Annotated in this window: 14 protein-coding genes and 1 pseudogene; 7 read left to right on the top strand and 8 right to left on the bottom strand. The window is 67.8% G+C overall.

Annotation, left to right across the window (positions count from 1 at the left end):
* The first annotated feature begins 152 nt into the window (after positions 1-152).
* Together FB561_RS15580 and FB561_RS15575 are read left to right on the top strand one after the other, a co-directional pair.
* Positions 153-2,348 (top strand): MMPL family transporter, encoded by a 2,196-nt coding sequence (locus tag FB561_RS15580; RefSeq protein WP_145807331.1) that lies wholly within the window; start codon positions 153-155, stop codon positions 2,346-2,348.
* A 182-nt stretch (positions 2,349-2,530) separates the two neighbouring features.
* Positions 2,531-3,967 carry an Nramp family divalent metal transporter gene (locus FB561_RS15575; protein WP_145807329.1) on the top strand — a complete coding sequence of 479 codons (1,437 nt, stop codon included), beginning with the start codon at positions 2,531-2,533 and terminating at the stop codon, positions 3,965-3,967.
* Positions 3,968-4,713: 746 nt separating this feature from the next.
* Here the strand turns inward: FB561_RS15575 and FB561_RS15570 are convergent.
* From FB561_RS15570 to FB561_RS15555, 4 genes and pseudogenes are all read right to left on the bottom strand, one after another.
* Positions 4,714-5,724: an IS630 family transposase gene (locus tag FB561_RS15570; protein WP_420371357.1), complete on the bottom strand. Its 1,011-nt coding sequence runs from the start codon at positions 5,722-5,724 to the stop codon at positions 4,714-4,716.
* Between the two features lie 430 nt (positions 5,725-6,154).
* A pseudogene (locus tag FB561_RS39215) lies at positions 6,155-6,394 on the bottom strand (Hint domain-containing protein); the annotation flags it as partial.
* A gap of 57 nt (positions 6,395-6,451) precedes the next feature.
* The gene (locus FB561_RS15560) at positions 6,452-8,227 is read right to left on the bottom strand and encodes an acetyl/propionyl/methylcrotonyl-CoA carboxylase subunit alpha (protein WP_145807323.1); all 1,776 of its coding nucleotides are present in this window, start codon (positions 8,225-8,227) and stop codon (positions 6,452-6,454) included.
* A gap of 66 nt (positions 8,228-8,293) precedes the next feature.
* Positions 8,294-8,743, bottom strand: a complete 450-nt coding sequence (locus FB561_RS15555; protein WP_145807321.1) for an Lrp/AsnC family transcriptional regulator — start codon at positions 8,741-8,743, stop codon at positions 8,294-8,296.
* Positions 8,744-8,813: 70 nt separating this feature from the next.
* On the opposite strand from FB561_RS15555, the gene FB561_RS15550 reads away from it, so the two are divergent.
* Together FB561_RS15550 and FB561_RS15545 are read left to right on the top strand one after the other, a co-directional pair.
* Positions 8,814-9,764 carry an SMP-30/gluconolactonase/LRE family protein gene (locus FB561_RS15550; protein WP_145807319.1) on the top strand — a complete coding sequence of 317 codons (951 nt, stop codon included), beginning with the start codon at positions 8,814-8,816 and terminating at the stop codon, positions 9,762-9,764.
* A 10-nt stretch (positions 9,765-9,774) separates the two neighbouring features.
* Positions 9,775-10,701 (top strand): SMP-30/gluconolactonase/LRE family protein, encoded by a 927-nt coding sequence (locus FB561_RS15545; protein ID WP_145807317.1) that lies wholly within the window; start codon positions 9,775-9,777, stop codon positions 10,699-10,701.
* Between the two features lie 15 nt (positions 10,702-10,716).
* On the opposite strand, the gene FB561_RS15540 is transcribed toward FB561_RS15545, so the two are convergent.
* Positions 10,717-11,034, bottom strand: coding sequence for a nucleoside triphosphate pyrophosphohydrolase (locus tag FB561_RS15540; protein ID WP_145807315.1), 318 nt, complete (start codon positions 11,032-11,034; stop codon positions 10,717-10,719).
* 103 nt (positions 11,035-11,137) lie between these two features.
* On the opposite strand from FB561_RS15540, the gene FB561_RS15535 reads away from it, so the two are divergent.
* A complete protein-coding gene (locus FB561_RS15535) occupies positions 11,138-12,019 on the top strand; it encodes a peptidylprolyl isomerase (RefSeq protein WP_145807313.1) in 882 nt (293 codons plus the stop codon).
* 93 nt (positions 12,020-12,112) lie between these two features.
* Here FB561_RS15535 and FB561_RS15530 read toward each other — a convergent pair whose 3' ends face one another.
* From FB561_RS15530 to FB561_RS15520, 3 genes are all read right to left on the bottom strand, one after another.
* Positions 12,113-13,285 carry a glycoside hydrolase family 76 protein gene (locus tag FB561_RS15530; RefSeq protein ID WP_145807311.1) on the bottom strand — a complete coding sequence of 391 codons (1,173 nt, stop codon included), beginning with the start codon at positions 13,283-13,285 and terminating at the stop codon, positions 12,113-12,115.
* A gap of 94 nt (positions 13,286-13,379) precedes the next feature.
* Complete coding sequence (locus FB561_RS15525; RefSeq protein WP_145807309.1) at positions 13,380-14,588, bottom strand: SpoIID/LytB domain-containing protein; 1,209 nt, start codon at positions 14,586-14,588, stop codon at positions 13,380-13,382.
* Positions 14,585-16,204, bottom strand: a complete 1,620-nt coding sequence (locus tag FB561_RS15520; RefSeq protein WP_145807307.1) for an N-acetylmuramoyl-L-alanine amidase — start codon at positions 16,202-16,204, stop codon at positions 14,585-14,587. Before FB561_RS15520 ends, FB561_RS15525 begins: the two co-directional genes overlap by 4 nt.
* A 152-nt stretch (positions 16,205-16,356) precedes the next feature.
* Between FB561_RS15520 and FB561_RS15515 the strand changes: the two genes are divergently transcribed.
* Together FB561_RS15515 and FB561_RS37905 are read left to right on the top strand one after the other, a co-directional pair.
* On the top strand, positions 16,357-16,848 hold the full coding sequence (locus FB561_RS15515) for a winged helix-turn-helix transcriptional regulator (protein WP_145807305.1): 492 nt from the start codon (positions 16,357-16,359) through the stop codon (positions 16,846-16,848).
* Positions 16,849-16,920: 72 nt separating this feature from the next.
* Entirely contained in the window at positions 16,921-17,787 is an 867-nt protein-coding gene (locus FB561_RS37905; protein WP_170284681.1) for a hypothetical protein, read from the top strand.
* Positions 17,788-18,145 lie beyond the last annotated feature (358 nt).

The following is an 18,145-nucleotide window of genomic DNA, read 5'->3' as shown; positions in this document are numbered from 1 at the left end:
CTGTTGTTACGTCGCCGAAACGGCCTCCGCACACCACCCGGCGGGCGGTGAGAGCTGACCGTCCGGTAGGGCGGCGGGGCATCGGCGGTGCGAGCCGCCCGGCTGGGTACTGTGCGGGTCTACGCAAGCTGGACCGAACGAGGGGACCACGGGTGGACCAGCAGGGATCGGGAACCGATCAGCACCACAGGGCCGAGCACAAGGCACCGCGGCGGAAGTCCGGCCGGTGGGCCTGGCGCGCGGCGATCGCGGCGGTCCTGGTCGGCTGGCTCGTCCTCGGCGCGCTCGGCGGTCCCACCGTCGGCCGGCTGAGCGAGGTGCAGGAGAACGACAACGCGAACTTCCTGCCCAAACAGGCCGAGTCCACCCTGGTCGCGGACCAGGCGGCGAAGTTCGTCGACTCGCGCGCGCTGCCGTACTTCGTCCTGATCGAACGCGAGAGCGGCATCACCGCCGACGACCTGGTCGCGGCGAAGGGGTTCCTCGCAAAGGTCGGGGACCTCGACCTCGGCGCGGGCAAGAAGCTCGGCGACTACCTCGCCGCGCCCGCCCAGCAGGTCATCCCGTCCGAGGACCGCAAGGCGCTGCTGCTCACCGTCGAGCTGGACGGTGACAAGGCCGACGAGGTGGTCACGGAAGGCGAGACCGTGCTGTTCGCCGCCGCCGACTCGATGCGGACCGAGATCAAGCAGAGCCTCACCCCGACCGGGCTGCAGGTGTACGTGACCGGGCCGGGTGGTGTGTTCGCCGACTTCGTGGTCGCGTTCGGCGGGATCGACGGCATCCTGCTCGGGGTCGCGCTGGCGGTGGTGTTCGTGATCCTGCTGATCGTGTACCGCAGCCCGGTGCTGCCGATCGCGGTCCTGCTCACCGCGGTCTTCGGGCTCGCCCTGGCCGCGCTGGTGGTCTATCCGCTGGCAGAGAACGACGTGATCGAGCTGAACGGGCAGAGCCAGGGCATCCTGTTCATCCTCGTGGTCGGGGCCGCGACGGACTACTCGCTGCTGCTCGTCTCGCGGTACAAGGAAGAACTGCACGACTACGAGAGCAAGTTCGACGCGATGCGGGTCGCCTGGCGGGCGTCGATCGAGCCGATCGCGGCCAGCGCGGCGACCGTCATCCTCGGCCTGCTCTGCCTGCTGCTCTCCCAGCTCGGCAGCACCAAGGGACTCGGCCCGGTCGGGGCCATCGGCATCGCCGGCGCGCTGATCTCCGCGATGACGTTCCTGCCCGCGGTCCTGCTCGCGTTCGGCCGGCGGATCTTCTGGCCGTCGATCCCGAAGCTGGACCACGTGCACGCGAGCGACCAGGTCGGCGGCCGCAAGCTGTGGGGCCGGGTGTCCGGGCTGGTCGGCCGCAGCCCGCGCAAGGTGTGGGCGATCACGGCGCTCGCGCTGCTGGCCTGCGGCGCTTTCCTGCCGACGTTCAAGGCGTCCGGGATCTCGCAGGAGGAACTGTTCCTGGACAAGGTCGAGTCGGTCACCGGCCAGGAGCAGCTGGCCAAGCACTTCGACGCCGGCGCCGGGACCCCGGTCCAGATCCTCACCCCGCAGGGCAAGGCCACCCAGGTGATCGAGATCGCGAGCCAGGTCGACGGCGTCGGCGCCGCGGCCATCGGCGCGGCCCCGGGGACACCGCCGAAGGTTGTCGAGGGCAACGTCCTGGTCCAGGCCACGCTGGAGGTGGCGGCCGACTCGCCCGAGGCGACCAAGGTGGTCGAGCACCTGCGGACCGAGCTGGACAAGGTCGGCCCGGAGGTCCTGGTCGGCGGCACCACCGCGATCAACCTGGACGTGCTGGACGCGAGCGAACGCGATCTGCGGGTGATCATCCCGGCGATCCTGCTGGTCATCTTCGTGGTGCTGATGCTGCTGCTCCGCTCGATCACGGCGGCCGTCCTGCTGGTGGTGGCGAACGTGATCTCGTTCGCGGCTACGGTCGGGGTCAGCGCGCTGGTGTTCAACCATGTCTTCGGGTTCCCCGGTGCCGATCCGTCGATCCCGCTGTACGCGTTCGTGTTCCTGGTCGCGCTGGGCATCGACTACTCGATCTTCCTGATGACCCGGGTCCGGGAGGAGTCGATCCACCAGGGCACCCGGCCGGGCATCCTGGTCGGCCTCGCCGTCACCGGCGGCGTCATCACCTCGGCCGGCGTGGTGCTCGCGGCCACCTTCTCCGCGCTCGCGGTGCTGCCGATCCTGTTCCTGGTCCAGATCGCGTTCATGGTCGCGTTCGGCGTACTCCTCGACACCACCGTGGTCCGCTCGCTGCTCGTCCCCGCCCTCTCGTACGACCTGGGCCGCAAGGTCTGGTGGCCGAGCAAACTGGCTCGCGCGAAGCAGCCTTGATCTCATGGCGACGTTCAAGGGAGCCCTGGTAATGCTGCGGTCCTGAGTCGCCGGCGGCGATTTGTCGACAAGGCGCCCCACCGTGCGCAGTACGTCGTGATCTGTCAAGGCTGTGTCGGGTCGCCTCTACGGCGCTGGTTCGTTATGGTCCGGAGCGGGGGTCGATTGGGAATGAGGAGCCCATGGCAGACACCAGGTCCACACAACAAGTCTTCAACCTGCCGACCAAGAACCTGCCCGCACCGCAGGTTCGCGACCTACCCGAGCCACCCAGCCAAACCTGGAAGATCGTCGGCCCCGGCATGGTCGGCGCCGGCGTCGGGCTGGCCTCGGGCGAATTCATCCTCTGGCCGTACATCGCGTCCCAGGTCGGGCTGGTGTTCCTCTGGGGCGCCGTCGTCGGGGTGTGCGTCCAGTGGTTCCTGAACATGGAGATCGAGCGGTACACGCTGGCCACTGGTGAGACAGCGTTGACCGGCTTCAACCGGTACGGGAAACACTGGGGCCTGTTCTTCGCGATCATGACGTACTTCGCGAACCTCTGGCCCGGCTGGGCGACGAGCTCCGCCTCGATGCTCACGTACCTGTTCGGCGCGGGCGATCCGCGCTGGATCGCGATCTGCATCCTGCTGGTGATCGGCGCGATCCTGACGCTGGCGCCGGTGGTCTACGTGATGCTGGAGCGGCTTATCTTCGTCAAGATCGCGGCTGTCGCACTCCTGGTCGTGCTCGCACTCGTCTTCGCGATCCGCGGCAAGACGTACAGTGCGCTCGGTGACGCGGTCACCAACCCGCAGTTCCCGGTCGACCAGCTCGGCTTCGCGCTGGTGATGGGCGCGATCGCGTACGCCGGTGCCGGTGGCGGCCAGAACCTCTGCCAGAGCAACTGGATCCGCGACAAGGGTTTCGGCATGGGCGTCCACGTCCCCCGGCTGACCTCCCCGGTCACCGGCGAGACCGAAGCCGACCCGACCGCCAACGGGTACACGTTCACACCGAACGAGGAGAACATGGCCCGCTGGCGGCGCTGGTGGAAGTTCGCCAACATCGAGCAGGCCGCCACATTCGTCGCCATCACGATCGTGACCATCGTGTTCACCTCGATGCTTGCCCACGCCACCCTGTTCGGGAACCCCGACGTCCAGAACAAGATCTCCTTCCTCAAGGTGGAAGGAACCCAGCTGCAGACCCTGGTCGGCGGCTGGTTCGGCTACCTCTTCTGGGCCATCGGCGCCTTCGCCCTCTTCGCCGCGGCCGCCGGAATCGTCGACTACACCTCCCGGCTCGCCGCCGACATGATCAAGTCCCGCTACCTGCGCGAATCACCGATGACCGAGTCCAAGCTCTACTTCTGGCTCGTCTGGGGCCTGGTCGCCTTCGGCATCCTGGTCCTCCTCGCCGGCCTGGACCAGCCCCTGGTCCTGCTGGTCATCTCAGCCTGCACAGCCGGCACGATGATGTTCATCTACTCCGGCCTGCTCTGGTGGATGAACTCCAGGGCCCTCCCGCCGGCCATCCGCATCACAAGGCTCCGCACTGGGGTTCTCATCTTCGCCTTCCTGGCCTTCGGCTTCCTAGCCATCTTCACCGTCATAGACCAAATCAAGAACAACTTCTGAGTTTCATAGGTGGGAGCCGAGGTAGCCCGACGCCGAGCCTTCGTCCGTCGGCTCCCACCGACCCACTCGCGGCTGAAGCAGCCTCTCCGCCACGGCGTCAATGCCACAGGGCCTACCGGCTCCCCGAAGATTTGATGCCTAGGTCGATCTACTTTCGGTCTGCAACTAACAGCAGGGTCGGCTATTTCATCCCAGCAGAATCTTCGACAGCATCTTCCAACGCCAACGCCAGATCCTCGCGTATACGAGCAATCTGCTGAACATGCCCCGATCGATCAGGCAATGGATCGGAACTCTGATCTTCTGCAGCCAATCTGCACTCTCCACTCTCCCCTACCAGACCACGCGCCGACGGCGGCGTCGCTGACCCGTTGCCATGACGCCATTTCACTTCATCAACCGGATAGACACCCCATACTGGATCCGTAGTTCGTCGACGAGGACCTGGCCGGCGTAACTAACGACTCCCCTCAGCCACCATTGCTCTTGAGGGACATTCTCGAGGACATCAGGGATCAGGATAGCGCGGAGCTCTTCGTCGGCTCTCATTACATCACGACGAATTGACTCCATTGATGGGTACGCTGACAACTGCGGCGCATTGAAAGCTTTTTCAAGATCGTTTCTTACAGTCAGATCGTTGAAATAGTCTTCATTTAGCTCACCCTGGTAGCCACTAATGCACTCCGCGACGAATTCAACCCATCGTCCAACCAGGGATGCCGGATCGAAATCCCGCCAACGCCCTAGTGTCGCGTAAAGGATGTTCTTTGACCTGGGTTGGTGTGGTCGAGGATGTCGTCGGCGGTCTTGGTCCAGGTGAAGGGTTGGCAGCGGTCGTTCCAGCCGTCGATGAATCGGCGGATCGCGGTGGTGAGTTCGTTGACGCTGTTGAAGCTGCCGCGGCGGATGGCTTGGCGGGTGATGATCCCGAAGAAGATCTCGACCATGTTCAGCCAGGAGCCGGACGTCGGGGTGAAGTGCAGCGTGATCCGCGGGTTCTTGGCCAGCCAGGCTTGCACGTTGGCGTGTTTGTGGGTGCGGTAGTTGTCGCACACGATGTGCAGCCGGCGCCGGGGATAGGCCTTGGCGACCTGCTTCAAGAACTTGAGGAACTCGGTGTTGCGGTGCCGCGGGTAGCAGGCGTCGACGACCTTGCCAGTGGCGACCTCGAGCGCGGCGAACAGCGTGGTGGTGCCGTGCCGAACGTAGTCATGGGTCTGTTTCTCAGGGATCCCGGGTCGCAGTGGCAGGATCGGCGCGGTCCGGTCCAGGGCCTGGATCTGGGACTTTTCGTCGACCGACAAGACGATCGCGTTCTCCGGCGGGTTCAGATACAGACCCACGACGTCGCGGACCCTGGCCTGGAGTTCGGGATCGGTGGAGAACTTGAACGTCTCGACCCGCCACGGCTGCAGGCCCCACTGTTTCCACACCTTCGCCACGGTCACGTGCGACAGCCCCAGCTCGGTGGCCAGTAGCCGCGACGACCAGTGCGTCACACCGAGCCGTTCCGGTGGCGGCTCCAACGTGGCCAGCACGACCTCGACGTCATCGATCTGCTTGCGACGCCCCGGTTTCGGCCGATCGTCCAACCCGCCGAGACCTTCAGCCAGATAGCGCTTCTTCCAGCCGATCACCGTCGGCTTGGATGCCCCGACCCGCTCCACGATGTCCTTCACCGGCACGCCATCTGCAGCCAGCAACACGATCCGCGCCCGCTGCGCCAGCCCCGCCCGCAGCGACGGCGAACGCATCCACGACTCCAGAACCTCACGATCGCCCGGCGACACATCCACCACCACAGTCAACGCCACGACCGAATGATTCCGAAGAACCAACCCGAAGTAAAGTTACTTCGCTAACGCGACACTAGGGACCGGATAAACTCCGAGAACGCCTCGACAAAATCGCTATCTCTATCCATATAACTGCTCATTTGCACGCCCAGCGAAGTACTCCATTGGGTTGTCCGGCCTGAAGAAGATAGTGATTCTATTACCTTCCCGCATCCCGAGCCGACCGGCCGAGTCCAGCCGAATTACGGTGACTCTACCATCAAGATTTCGCGTTGTCTCCATCGCGCCACTAGGACACGATTCGCTGCACATCAGCGATCTAGCATCGTCGACGTACTGCTCGAATCGACCATCATAATCATACTCCGGCATATCGGCGCCAGATTTTTTACCTACGCCAAGGACGCTTGTCATACTTATGATCAGCAATTCCCGGGCCGAAGTCACAGTTATGCACAAGGACCGGGACGTTCCCAACCAAGACGAAATAGTTGTGCGCATTCTCGACTGTTATATTGTGAACGCGAATAGAAGCCTTCGACCGCGCAACGGCCGCGACCTTAACGGTGAGTTCTTTCGACGAAAATTGCAGAGTGTCACCCACGAGCAGATTGTTTGCTCCCACCCAGCGATTCTCCGACGAAAGGAGCCGCCGAACCGCGCCCCGCCCCCGCGTACCCCCGAATCAGTCCTTGAGGTCGCAGATGACCGCGCCGGCTGCGACTGTGGCACCGACCTCGGCCGAGAGCCCGGTGACCGTGCCTGCCTTGTGGGCGTTCAGCGGCTGTTCCATCTTCATCGCTTCCAGGACCACGATGAGGTCGCCCTCGGCAACGGTCGCGCCTTCTTCGACCGCGATCTTCACGATCGTGCCCTGCATAGGCGAGGCCAGCGAATCACCCGAGGCCGCGGACGACTTGCTGCTCCCGCCGGCGCGACGGGCCGGCTTCTTCTTGCCTGCGGCAACACCCGCACCAACGGCCGAAGCGCCAAGCCCAGCAGGGAGTACGACCTCGAGCCGCTTCCCACCAACCTCGACAGTCACCTTCTCCCGCTCACCGGCCTCGGGGGTCTCAGCAGCACCCTCGTACGGCGGGATCTGGTTGTCGAACTCGGTCTCGATCCACCGGGTGTGCACCTTGAAGCCGTCTTCGCCGACGAACGCCGGATCCGAGACCACGGTCGCGTGGAACGGGATGACCGTCGGCATTCCCTCGACCACGAACTCCTTCAGCGCACGGCGGGACCGCTCCAGCGCCTGGGTCCGGTCGCGGCCGCTCACGATCAACTTCGCCACCAGCGAGTCGAACGAACCAGGGACCGTCTCGCCCTGGTCGTACCCACCGTCGAGCCGCACGCCCGGACCGGACGGCGCGTGCCAGCGGGTCAACGTCCCCGGGGCCGGCAGGAATCCACGTCCCGCGTCCTCCGCGTTGATGCGGAACTCGATCGAGTGGCCGGAGACCTCCGGGTCGTCGTAGCCGAGTTCCTCACCGTTCGCGATCCGGAACATCTCGCGGACCAGGTCCAGCCCGGTGACCTCCTCGGAGACCGGGTGCTCGACCTGGAGCCGGGTGTTCACCTCGAGGAACGAGATCAGCCCGTCCTGCCCGACCAGGAACTCGCACGTCCCGGCGCCGACGTACCCGGCCTCGCGCAGGATCGCCTTCGAGGACGTGTACAGGGTCTCCAGCTGCGACTCCGAGAGGAACGGTGCCGGCGCTTCCTCGACGAGCTTCTGGTACCGCCGTTGCAGCGAGCAGTCCCGGGTGGAGACGACAACAACGTTGCCGTGGGCATCGGCCAGGCACTGCGTCTCGACGTGCCGGGGCTGGTCCAGGTACCGCTCGACGAAGCACTCGCCCCGGCCGAAGGCGCTGACCGCCTCGCGGACCGCGGAGTCGAACAGCTCGGGGATCTCCTCCATCGAGCGGGCGACCTTCATCCCGCGACCGCCGCCGCCGTAGGCCGCCTTGATCGCGATCGGGAGCCCGTACTGCTCGGCGAAGGCGACCACCTCGGCGGCGTCCGCGACCGGGTCGGGCGTCCCGGGGACCTGCGGGGCGCCGACCTTGTCGGCGATGTGCCGGGCCTTCACCTTGTCGCCGAGCGAGTCGATCGCGGCCGGCGGCGGGCCGATCCAGATCAGGCCGGCATCCAGCACGGCCTGGGCGAACTCGGCGTTCTCGGCCAGGAACCCGTACCCCGGGTGCACCGCGTCCGCGCCGGAGCGGGCGGCGGCGTCGAGGATCTTGGCGATGTTCAGGTAGGAGTCAGCCGGGGTCGCACCGTCGAGCGAGTACGCCTCGTCGGCGAGCCGGACGAACAGCGCGTCCCGGTCGGGCTCGGCGTACACGGCGACGCTGGCCAGGCCGGCGTCGGCGGCGGCACGGACGACCCGGACGGCGATCTCGCCCCGGTTCGCGACCAGGACCTTGGTGATCTGCTTGCGGTCTGACACAGCTGAACTCCCTTCGGCGTCGCCTGAGTCTAGGGACAACGTAGCCGGAGGAGGACAGGGCGTTGATCACACCACGGCGGGCGCTCTCTCGAAGAAGGATTCCAGCACGACAATTGTCTGAGTACTGGTCACGCCGTCCACCAAGTGGAGCGATCGCAGCGTCGCCTGCAGCGCTTCGGTGCTCCCGGTCCGCACCTTCACCAGCACCGATGCCGGTCCCGCGATGATGTGCGCCTCCTCGACCGTCGGGATCGCCTGCAACGCGTCCAGCGTCGGCTCGTCGCCCATCCACGCGTCCGAGTCGAGCAACACGTACGCGAGCACGCCGCTGCCGAGGGCCGCCGGATCCACCTCGATCGTCGTCCGGCGGATCACGCCGGTCGCCTTGAGTTTGCGGACCCGCTCGTGCGCGGCGCCCGCGGACAGGCCGACGGCTTGCCCGAGTGCGGCGTACGACTGGGTTGCGTCGTTCTGCAACCGCACGAGCAGGGCGCGGTCGACATCGTCTATGGCCATGAACACCTCTTGCCGAATCAGATCCTGTGAACTAGAAATCTAGCAGTAGATCATTCAGAAAGAAGGCATCATGACTGTCACGCTGTCCGAGCCGCCCGCCCGTCTGAGGGCCGACCTGGTCACGCTGGACGAGCGCTTCGGACCGGTCGCGCGCGGCGACGAGTACGTCGAGCGCCTGTACGCCGGCGGCCGCTGGCTGGAGGGACCCGTGTACTCCCCGGCCTGGCGATGTCTGCTGTTCAGCGACATCCCGAACGACCGGATGCTCCGCTGGGACGAGGTGTCCGGCCAGGTCTCCGTGTTCCGGCAGCCCGCCGGGTACACCAACGGCCACACCCTGGACGCCCGCGGCCGCCTGATCAGTTGCGAGCAAGGGAATCGCCGGGTCACCCGGACCGAGGCCGACGGATCGATCGCGGTGCTCGCCTCCCACCTGGACGGCGCCCGGTTGAACAGCCCGAACGACGTGGTCGTGCGCTCCGACGGCTCCGTCTGGTTCACCGACCCGCCGTACGGGATCACCTCGAACTACGAGGGGCACGCGGCCGAGCAAGAGATCGCCGGATGCCACGTGTACCGGGTCTCGCCGGACGGCGTACTGACCGTGGTCGCCGACGACTTCGTCCGGCCGAACGGGCTCGCGTTCTCCCTCGACGAGTCGCAGCTGTACGTCGTGGACACCCCGGCGCGGCACATCCGAAGGTTCGACGTGAAGGACGACGGCAGGCTCACCGGCGGGGACGTGTTCGCCTTGTGCGAGGCCGGCATGTTCGACGGGATCCGGCTGGACGCGACCGGCCGGGTCTGGGCGGCGACGCACGAAGGCGTGCACTGCTTCGATCCCGACGGCACGCTGATCGGCAAGCTGCTGTTCCCCGACGTCGTGTCGAACCTGTGCTTCGGCGGTGCCAAACGGAACCGGCTCTTCGTCACCGCGACCACCTCGGTGTACTCCTGGCTGCTCACGACGGACGGCGCGCCCGCCCCGTACGATCGGAGAACGCTTTCTGCCGCTTCCTGAGGAGTCCCGGATGACCCTGCTCGCACCGCTGGCCGGAACCGCCCCCGCCGTCTGGGAGAAACAGGACGACCGGTTCGCCGGCATCCGCGGCGACCAGCACCTCGAGCGACTCTGGACCGGCGGCCGCTGGCTGGAGGGACCGGTGTACTCGCCGGACGGGAAGTACCTGCTGTTCAGCGACATCCCGAACGACCGGATCCTGCGCTGGGACGAGACCTCGTACCAGGTGTCGGCGTACCGGCAGCCGGCCGGCAACACCAACGGCCATACCCGGGACACCGAGGGCCGCCTGGTCAGCTGTGAGCACGGCCACCGCCGGGTCACCCGGACCGAGCACGACGGCTCCGTCCGGGTCCTTGCCGACGGCTACGAAGGCAAGCGGCTGAACAGCCCGAACGACGTGGTGGTCCGGTCCGACGGCTCGGTCTGGTTCACCGACCCGGCGTACGGGATCGACAGCGACTACGAGGGCCACCGGGCCGACATCGAGACCGGCGGCTGCCACGTGTACCGGATCGGCCCCGACGGCTTGATCAGCCGGGTGGCCGACGACTTCGTCCGGCCGAACGGGCTCGCCTTCTCCAACGACGAGTCCCTGCTCTACGTCACCGACTCGGACGAGGGCCACATCCGCGTCTTCGACGTCAGCGCGGACGGCACGGCGCTGTCCGGCGGCGACGTCTTCGCCGAGTGCGGCAACGGGATCTTCGACGGCATCCGCCTCGACACCGAGGGCCGCGTCTGGGGCGCCGCGGCCGACGGCGTGCACGTGTACCACCCGGACGCCACCCTGCTCGGCAAGCTCCTCGTCCCCGAGACGGTCTCCAACCTCTGCTTCGGCGGCGAGAAGCGCAACCGTCTCTTCCTCACCGCGACCACCTCGCTGTACTCGCTCTACACCACCGTCAACGGCGGCCGCCAGCCGTACGACGCGTAGTGCCGAGGACGGGGGTCAGCCGACTCCCGTCCACACGATCCGCTCGGTGAATCCGCCCCGCTGCTCCGCCTTCTCCTCGCGAACCTGCTCCAGCCGCACCCGGTCGACGCCCAGGTCGGCGGCCAGCGCGTAGACCACCTCGAGCACGTCGGCCAGTTCCTCGATCGCCTGCTCCTGACCCGCTTCGAGGAACTCGCCGACCTCCTCGGTCAGCTTCGCCCGCAGGCGGCGCCGGTACTCGTCCGGGCCGGCCTGGTACGTGTTCGGCTCCTCGCCGTGCGCGCGGACGATCTCGGGGATCCGGTCCCGGACCAGCTTGCCGTCGCTCGTCATGCCTGCCTCTCCGATGATTGCTTTTCCACAACCTTCTTGGTTTACCAGCTGATTCTCAGGGTTTGGCTGTAAGTTCCCTGCGTCGGTGCGTGGGAGGAGAACCATGTCGAAGAAGACCCATCAGCAGCAGCTGGCGGCGCGGAAGGCCGCGCGGCAGGCGGAGCGCGCGGCGGAGCGGGCCCGCCGGCGCCGGATGCTGGCGATCACGATCACCTCGATCGTGGCCGTGGTCGTGGTGATCGCCGGGGTGATCGTGATCGCGGCCAACACCGGCGACGAGAACACGCCTACAGCGGGTGAGTCACCGAGTACGCCGCCCACCGCACTGCCGTCAACGGCCGGCCCGGACAACAAGCCGAAGTCGATCCCGACCGCGCTCGCGGCACCGCTGAAGCGCCCGACCGCGCTGCCGGCCCAGGTGGACTGCACGTACACCAAGGACGGCGACGCGGCGAAGAAGGTGGACCCGCCGGCCAACGGCCAGGTGAAGGCGAGCGGCACGTCCGCGGTCACCCTGAAGACGAGCGTCGGCGACCTCGGCCTCACCCTGGACAGCGCGCTCGCGCCGTGCACGGTGAAGAGCTTCCTCAGCCTGGTCGGGCAGAAGTACTTCGACAACACCATCTGCCACCGCCTCACCGTCGGCGCCGGCCTGCAGGTACTGCAGTGCGGTGACCCGAGCGCCAGCGGCATGGGCGGCCCGGGGTACAAGTTCAACGACGAGGTGTTCCCCCAGTTGAAGTACGGCCGCGGCACGCTGGCGATGGCGAACTCGGGCCCCAACACCAACGGCAGCCAGTTCTTCATCGTCTACGGCGACGGCACCGGCCTCGACCCGGCGTACACGGCCTTCGGCACCGTCGACGCGACCGGCCTGAAGGCGATCGACAAGGTCGCCAACGCCGGCGTCCTCCCCGAAGGCGGCCCCACCGACGGCAAGCCGGCCACCGAGGTCCGCATCACCAGCGCGACCGCCGCCAGCTAAGACCCTGCATCGCGACCGCCCGGACGGCTGTCCGCTACCGCAAAAGGCTCCCCCTTCCGTCGGGGGAAGGAGGAGCCTCTTGCTCAGTCGGGGTCAGGCGAGTTCGTCGTACCTGCTGCGGGGCCAGGCGAGGAGGGCGTCGATCTGGACCATCGCGGACTGCTCCAACAACTGGACGGGGCCGTCGACGAAGTGGAAGAGACCGGTCTCGGGGTCACGGACCTCGCGCCAGGCGCGGTCGGAGTACGCCTGCATCGTCTGCTTGTAGCGCGGGTCGTGGCTGACCGAGTCGAGGATGAGCAGGTTCTTGAACCAGATCGAGTTGAACCGGGTCGGCTGCTTCCAGAGCCGGTCCTCGCTGCCGTAGAAGGCGAGCGACGCGTTCGCGACCGACTTGGCGTCGTTCAGGTACTTCTTGTCACCGGTCGACTTGTAGAGCAGCACGCCGGCACCGAGCATGACGCCCTGGTTGTAGCTCCACTGCGTCTTCTCGACGTTGCCGGCCAGGTCGATGTGGTCCCAGTACAGCCCGTTCGGGGCGAGCATGCAGTCCTGCGCCCACTTGTACATCTTCTGCGCCCAGGTCAGGAACGACTTGTCCTTGGTGAGCAGGTAGAGATGCGCGCCGAGCTCGGCGCCGGGGCCGTTCGACACCGTGTTGCGGTCCTGGCTCCACGGGGCCTGGGTCCAGTAGACGCCGCCGGCGCACGGGTGCGACGGGTCGGTGTCCCAGCCGTGCACGACGAGCGCGAAGATCTCCTTCGCCCGCGCCAGCGACGAGCGGTCACCAGTCCGCTGGTAGTGCTGGATCAGGTTGAGGCCGATCCACTCGTTGTCGTCGTAGAACTTGTCGCCGCCCTGACCGAGCGGCGGCCGGACGTAGGAGTCGTACCCCTTCGGCGTGGTGCCCGCGTTCCAGTACGGCTCGTACCCGTCGAGGCGCTTCTCGGCCTCGCCGTCCCAGCGGCGGCCGAGTCCGGGAATGCCGGCCAGGTTCTCGGCGGCGACGACGGCCTGCGAGTACGGCCAGACGTAGGCGTACGGGTTCTGCTGCTCGTTCGGGTACTCCTCCAGCAGCAGGCCCTTGCCTGCGTCGAAGTACTGGTTCATCGCTTGGTACGACGCGGCGGCGCGGGCCGCGGCGCTCACCGGGCCGTCCCCCTGGGTCGGGGCGGCACCGGCGGTCGGGGTGTGCAGCGCGCCGAGCATCGCGACGGCGAGCAGCCCACCGGCGACTCGGGTTGATATACCAAATTTACTGGGCATCGATCTGCTCCTCCTGGGCGGCAGCGGTTGACATCGATGTCAGTTTCTAACTGTCACAGGGATTCCGCGTCAATGGCTCGGCACCCCCGAATTGTCAGGGAATAGTTGGTATATCAAGCGGCTGCACCCCGGCGAAGGTGAACCAGGCCGACCGCAAACCCAGCCGGGACCGCACCGCGTCACCGCTGAGCACCTTCCGCCCGGACGCGCCGACCGCCTCGACCGAGTTCACCCGGCCACCCGTCGGGCCGACCCCCGTGCGCGAGGTGATCTTCAGGCTGCGCAACGCGCCGACCCCGAAGGCCGCCTGCAGCTGGGCGCTGGTCCGGGTGACGGTCCAGGTCGCGTTGGGATTCCGGTTGCCCGGGTACGCGTCCCAGCTGTCCAGCTTGAGCACCTGGTACGCCGTGTCGCCCGCCGCCGTCGCTCCCCCGTTGGACGAGGAGAACTCGGCGATGATCGGCGCGTTCCGGTGCACCCGGATCTGGCCCGCGGTCGCCGCGATGGCCGCGTTCGTCGACGCCACCTCGGCGCCGTACCCGCCGTACACCTGGCAGGCGACCGTGTCACAGAGGTCGTACGCCCGGTTCCCGGCCCGCTTCCGGTGGTACGCCGAATAGGTGCGCGCGGCAACGGCCTGGGCCTGTAGCGCGGCCGGACGCCAGCTGGTGATCGCCTCCCGCGGGACCACGCCGCGCAGGTACGTCTCCAGCGGCAGCACGTTGATCGTGTCCAGGTGCGGGCCGGCCACGTCGGCCGAGCGGATCGCGCCGCGGTACCCGACCTGGGCGCCGCTCGGCATGATCAGCGCGATCACGGCCGCGCCCTCGAACTGACCCATCCCCGGCAACGTGCGCCACAGCGTCCACTTCCGCTGCTTCGCGTCGAACCAGCTGACCCGGGTGCCGTGGTCGCCGTGCGGGTCGATCGACCACTGGTTCCGATTCGATGCCCTGGGCAACGTGTAGACCTTGTTGCCCTTGAGATCGCGGAGTTTCAGGTTCGCCGCGGCCGCGACCCGGACGCCGTCGGTGGTGTCCCCGGTGAGCCGGACCCGGATGGTCCCGGTCGCCTTGCCCGTCCCGGTCCCGGGGTAGTAGAAGTCGAGGATCTGGCGTGCGTTCTTCCCGGCGATCGCGGCCCCCTGTGCGCCGTACTGGGACATGCCGCGACCGTGGCCGAAGCCGCGACCGGTGATCGTCTGGACCGCCTCGGCCTCGACCGGCTCGCCGGGCTCACCGGCGACCGCGAGTCCGCTCGGCAAGGTGGCCAGCACGAGCCCGACGGTCAACGCCCGCTTCACGAGAGGTACACCTGCTGGGTCCGGGTGCTCAGGGTCAGCGTGCCCCGCTGGAATCGTTGCTGGGTGCCACCATTCACCTTGTACGTCGGCGAGGTGGGCAGGCCTAGCCGGGACGACTCCGCGCCGAGTGCGCCGTACCTGCGCGAGATCAGCCCGTACACCGCGTGCATCCCGGTCCGCGGCGACCAGTAGATCGCGCCGCTGCGGAACGCCTGGACCCGGCTGCCGGACACCCGGCCGTTGCGCTGTTCGGCGACCGGCAGACCGAGGACGCCGTCGGGCCCGATCGCCCGGAACCGCGCGCGGAATCCGCCCTGCACCGACTTCGCCCCGGTCCTGGACGACCAGTAGATGTCCCGGTTCCCGAAGTACGTCGCCCGGCCGGTCCTGGTCGGGTGCTCACCCCAGAAGGGCTGACCGATCGCACGGTACCCGCCGAGCCGCTGGGCGTACTGGTAGATCTCGGTGGACACGCTCTTGCCCATCAACGCGTGCACTCGTTGCCGCAGCCACCCGAGTTTGGAGTACAGGTCGTTGCCCGGGCACGCGGTCGCCTTGGTGTCACGGTGCCCGGAGACGGTGTTCAGCTTGGTCCCGGCGAGGACGACGGTGCCGACCGGGGAGCGGTAGTTCGCGTCCAGCTTCCAGGCGACGATGCGGGCCGTCGCCTCCAGCATCTGCGCGCTCGGGGCCGTCTTCTCGTAGTTGCCGATCAGCGAGACGCCGAAGGAGTTCGCGTTGTACGCCCCGGTGTGCGCGCCGAGCACGGGCAGCTGCATCCCGCCGTACCGGCCCTCCCAGGCGCGGCCGAACCGGTCGACGAGGAAGTTGTACCCGAGGTCGCACCAGCCACGGCTCTTCACGTGGTACGCGTACATGCTGCGGATCATCGCGGGCACCTGCGCCCGGGTGTAGTCGTTGCGGTCGGCCGTGTGGTGGACGAACGCAGCCTGGACCGTGCTCGTGTACTTCGGCTTCGCGCAGGCGGCCCCGTTGTGACTGCGCAACCGCTCGTCCGCGCCCCAGCCGGGCCGGCCGATGATCGCCGGAATCGGATACGGCGGCCGGCTCGCCTGCCGATCCACCTCGGCACCGGTGACCGTGGCCGCGGCCTGCGGGTTCTCGTCGGACACGCTCGTGCCGGGGTTGATCAGGGCAACCTTCGCCCCACGGATCGCGGTCCCGTCCTTGGTCGTCAGCGACGCCTCGATCCCGCTCGCGTCACCGACCCACCACGGTTCCGTCCCGGAGCGCGCGCGGCCCTCCCGGTCGGACGGCCCGTGCTCGTCCTCCACGTGCAGCGACTCCCACGCGGACCACGCTCCGTCGCGCTGGACCCGGACCTTCACCTGGACCCGGCTCGAATCGGCCTGGTACGGCCAGGTCACCCCGACCAGGCCGAACGGCTTCGTCGCCTGCGCGGACGCGTTGGCGGACCGCGTACCGGGTGCCGTGTTGAGCGGCAGCTCCTCGTACGACGGGGACTCGCCGACCTCGCCGGCCAGTACTCCGGCAGCGGGTGCGGGGTGGTTCCACGGAAGCGGGAGCAAGGTGGCGAACAGGGCCAGCCCCGTCGCCGCAGCCCCCGTGAGTCGAAGGGATCGAGTGGTGCTCATCGGACAGCCTCCGGCCGAGCTGGTGCTTGATGCGACAGCAGTAACCGATTATGTGCGAGGAGTGACCGGGATCCGCGCATTCCCGTCACCCTGCGTGGCGTGGGCGGGTGGACGACCTAGAATGACTTCGGAAATCGAAGTGAGGGGTCGTGATGCGGAACCAGTTCCGGTTCGAGGATCTGTCCTGCCCGCTCTCGACGACGGTCCAGCACGTCGGCGAGTGGTGGACGCTGCTGATCCTGCACGACGCGTTCGACGGCTTCACCCGGTTCGACGAGTTCCAGCGCAACCTGGGCATCTCGTCGAGCATGCTGACCACCCGGCTCCGCACCCTCGTCGACGACGGGCTGCTGGAGCGGCGCCGGTACCAGGACAGGCCGACCCGGTACGAGTACGTGCTGACCGACCTCGGCCGGTCGCTACGGCCGGTGATCGTCGCGCTGGCCGCCTGGGGCAACGCCCGGCTGGCACCCGCGGACCGGACGATGATCCTGGTCGACGCCGAGACCGGGACCGAGGTCGAACCGGTCCTGGTCGACCGGGCCAGCGGCCGCCGGATCGACGGGCCGGAGCACGTCTTCACCTCCGGACCCGCGGCGAGCGAGGCGATGCGGCGCCGGTACGACCCCGCCGAGCGCGGCTGACCCGCGGGATTTTTCCGCGGAATTGGACCGCTTCGGTAGGCTCGACGTAAAGCCCGTCGAGGAAGGCTCGTCATGGAATTCATCCTGCTGATCGCGGTCGTCGTGATAGCAGTTCTGGCGTACCGGTCGTACAGACGCACCCAGCTGCAGTCGAAGCAGCAGCAGCAGATCACCGCGGCCGAGGTCGAATCGGTCAAGCGGACCGCCGACGAGGACATCACCCGGTTCGGTGAGGAGCTGCAGGAGCTCGACCTGGACATGGTCGGCAAGGACCTCGGCGACGGCGCCCGGCAGGACTACCAGCGCGCCCTGGACTCCTACGAGTCGGCCAAGCAGGCCGTCACCCAGGTGACCGAGGCCGAGCAGATCAAGCACGTGATCGAGATCCTCGAGGACGGCCGCTACGCGATGGCGTGCGTCCGCGCCCGGGTGAACGGCGAGCCGCTCCCGCAGCGCCGCCCGTCCTGCTTCTTCAACCCGCAGCACGGCCCGTCCGTCGAGGACGTCACCTGGTCTCCCCCGGGCGGCGCCCCGCGCGAGGTCCCGGCCTGCGCCGCCGACGCCGAGCGCGTCCGCGCCGGTGCCGACCCGGACATCCGCAAGGTCATGGTCGGCCCGCAGCGCGTCCCGTACTGGCAGGCCGGCCCGGCCTACGCCCCGTACGCCCAGGGCATGTTCGGCGCCCTCGGCGGCGTGATGACCGGTATGTTCATCGGCACCATGCTCGGCGGCATGTTCGCCGGCGGCGGCTACGGCGACTACGCGGCCGGCTACGACGCCGGCATGGCCGACGGTGGCGGCGGCGAAGGGGGCGACGGCGGCGGCGACTTCGACTTCAGCCAGGACTCCGGCGGCGGCGACATGGGCGGCGGCGACGGCGGCGGCTGGGACTTCGGCGGCGGCGACGGCGGCGGCTTCGACGGCGGCTTCGACTTCTGACCCCACCCCGCTGACCAGCGGAACAACACCACGAACCACCCGGGAGCCCCAGGCCCCGGGTGGTTCGCCGTTCAACCACCCACCCAAGCCGACACCGAGTACCAGTAGCCGGGACCGTGAACCCGTAGCCGGGACCGTGAACAAGCTATGGCCTGTACCCGGCCCCGGTTGGTGTTCCAGGTCCCGAGTTGGGTCCGAGCATCCGCGAGCCGCGTTGCCCGCCTGCTGTGGGCGGATGGTCGGCCACTTTGTGCGTGGGTCAGGCACCTCGTCGGCGCGGAAGTGGCTGAGCCGCGTACAAAGTCGGCCTGATGCGCGCGGGCGCGGGGTGTTCCGCGGCGTGCGGGGGTGCCGGGGG

The organism is Kribbella amoyensis, assembly GCF_007828865.1.
Lineage (GTDB): Bacteria > Actinomycetota > Actinomycetes > Propionibacteriales > Kribbellaceae > Kribbella > Kribbella amoyensis.
This window is presented reverse-complemented; position numbering and strand designations above follow the sequence as displayed.

Bases quoted from the DNA above. Each gene is read 5' to 3' on its own strand.
- FB561_RS15575 (WP_145807329.1), top strand. From the start codon at position 2,531: ATGGCAGACACCAGGTCCACACAACAAGTCTTCAACCTGCCGACCAAG.
- FB561_RS15570 (WP_420371357.1), bottom strand. From the start codon at position 5,724: ATGCGTTCGCCGTCGCTGCGGGCGGGGCTGGCGCAGCGGGCGCGGATC.
- FB561_RS15555 (WP_145807321.1), bottom strand. From the start codon at position 8,743: ATGGCCATAGACGATGTCGACCGCGCCCTGCTCGTGCGGTTGCAGAAC.
- FB561_RS15550 (WP_145807319.1), top strand. From the start codon at position 8,814: ATGACTGTCACGCTGTCCGAGCCGCCCGCCCGTCTGAGGGCCGACCTG.
- FB561_RS15545 (WP_145807317.1), top strand. From the start codon at position 9,775: ATGACCCTGCTCGCACCGCTGGCCGGAACCGCCCCCGCCGTCTGGGAG.
- FB561_RS15540 (WP_145807315.1), bottom strand. From the start codon at position 11,034: ATGACGAGCGACGGCAAGCTGGTCCGGGACCGGATCCCCGAGATCGTC.
- FB561_RS15535 (WP_145807313.1), top strand. From the start codon at position 11,138: ATGTCGAAGAAGACCCATCAGCAGCAGCTGGCGGCGCGGAAGGCCGCG.
- FB561_RS15530 (WP_145807311.1), bottom strand. From the start codon at position 13,285: ATGCCCAGTAAATTTGGTATATCAACCCGAGTCGCCGGTGGGCTGCTC.
- FB561_RS15520 (WP_145807307.1), bottom strand. From the start codon at position 16,204: ATGAGCACCACTCGATCCCTTCGACTCACGGGGGCTGCGGCGACGGGG.
- FB561_RS15515 (WP_145807305.1), top strand. From the start codon at position 16,357: ATGCGGAACCAGTTCCGGTTCGAGGATCTGTCCTGCCCGCTCTCGACG.
- FB561_RS37905 (WP_170284681.1), top strand. From the start codon at position 16,921: ATGGAATTCATCCTGCTGATCGCGGTCGTCGTGATAGCAGTTCTGGCG.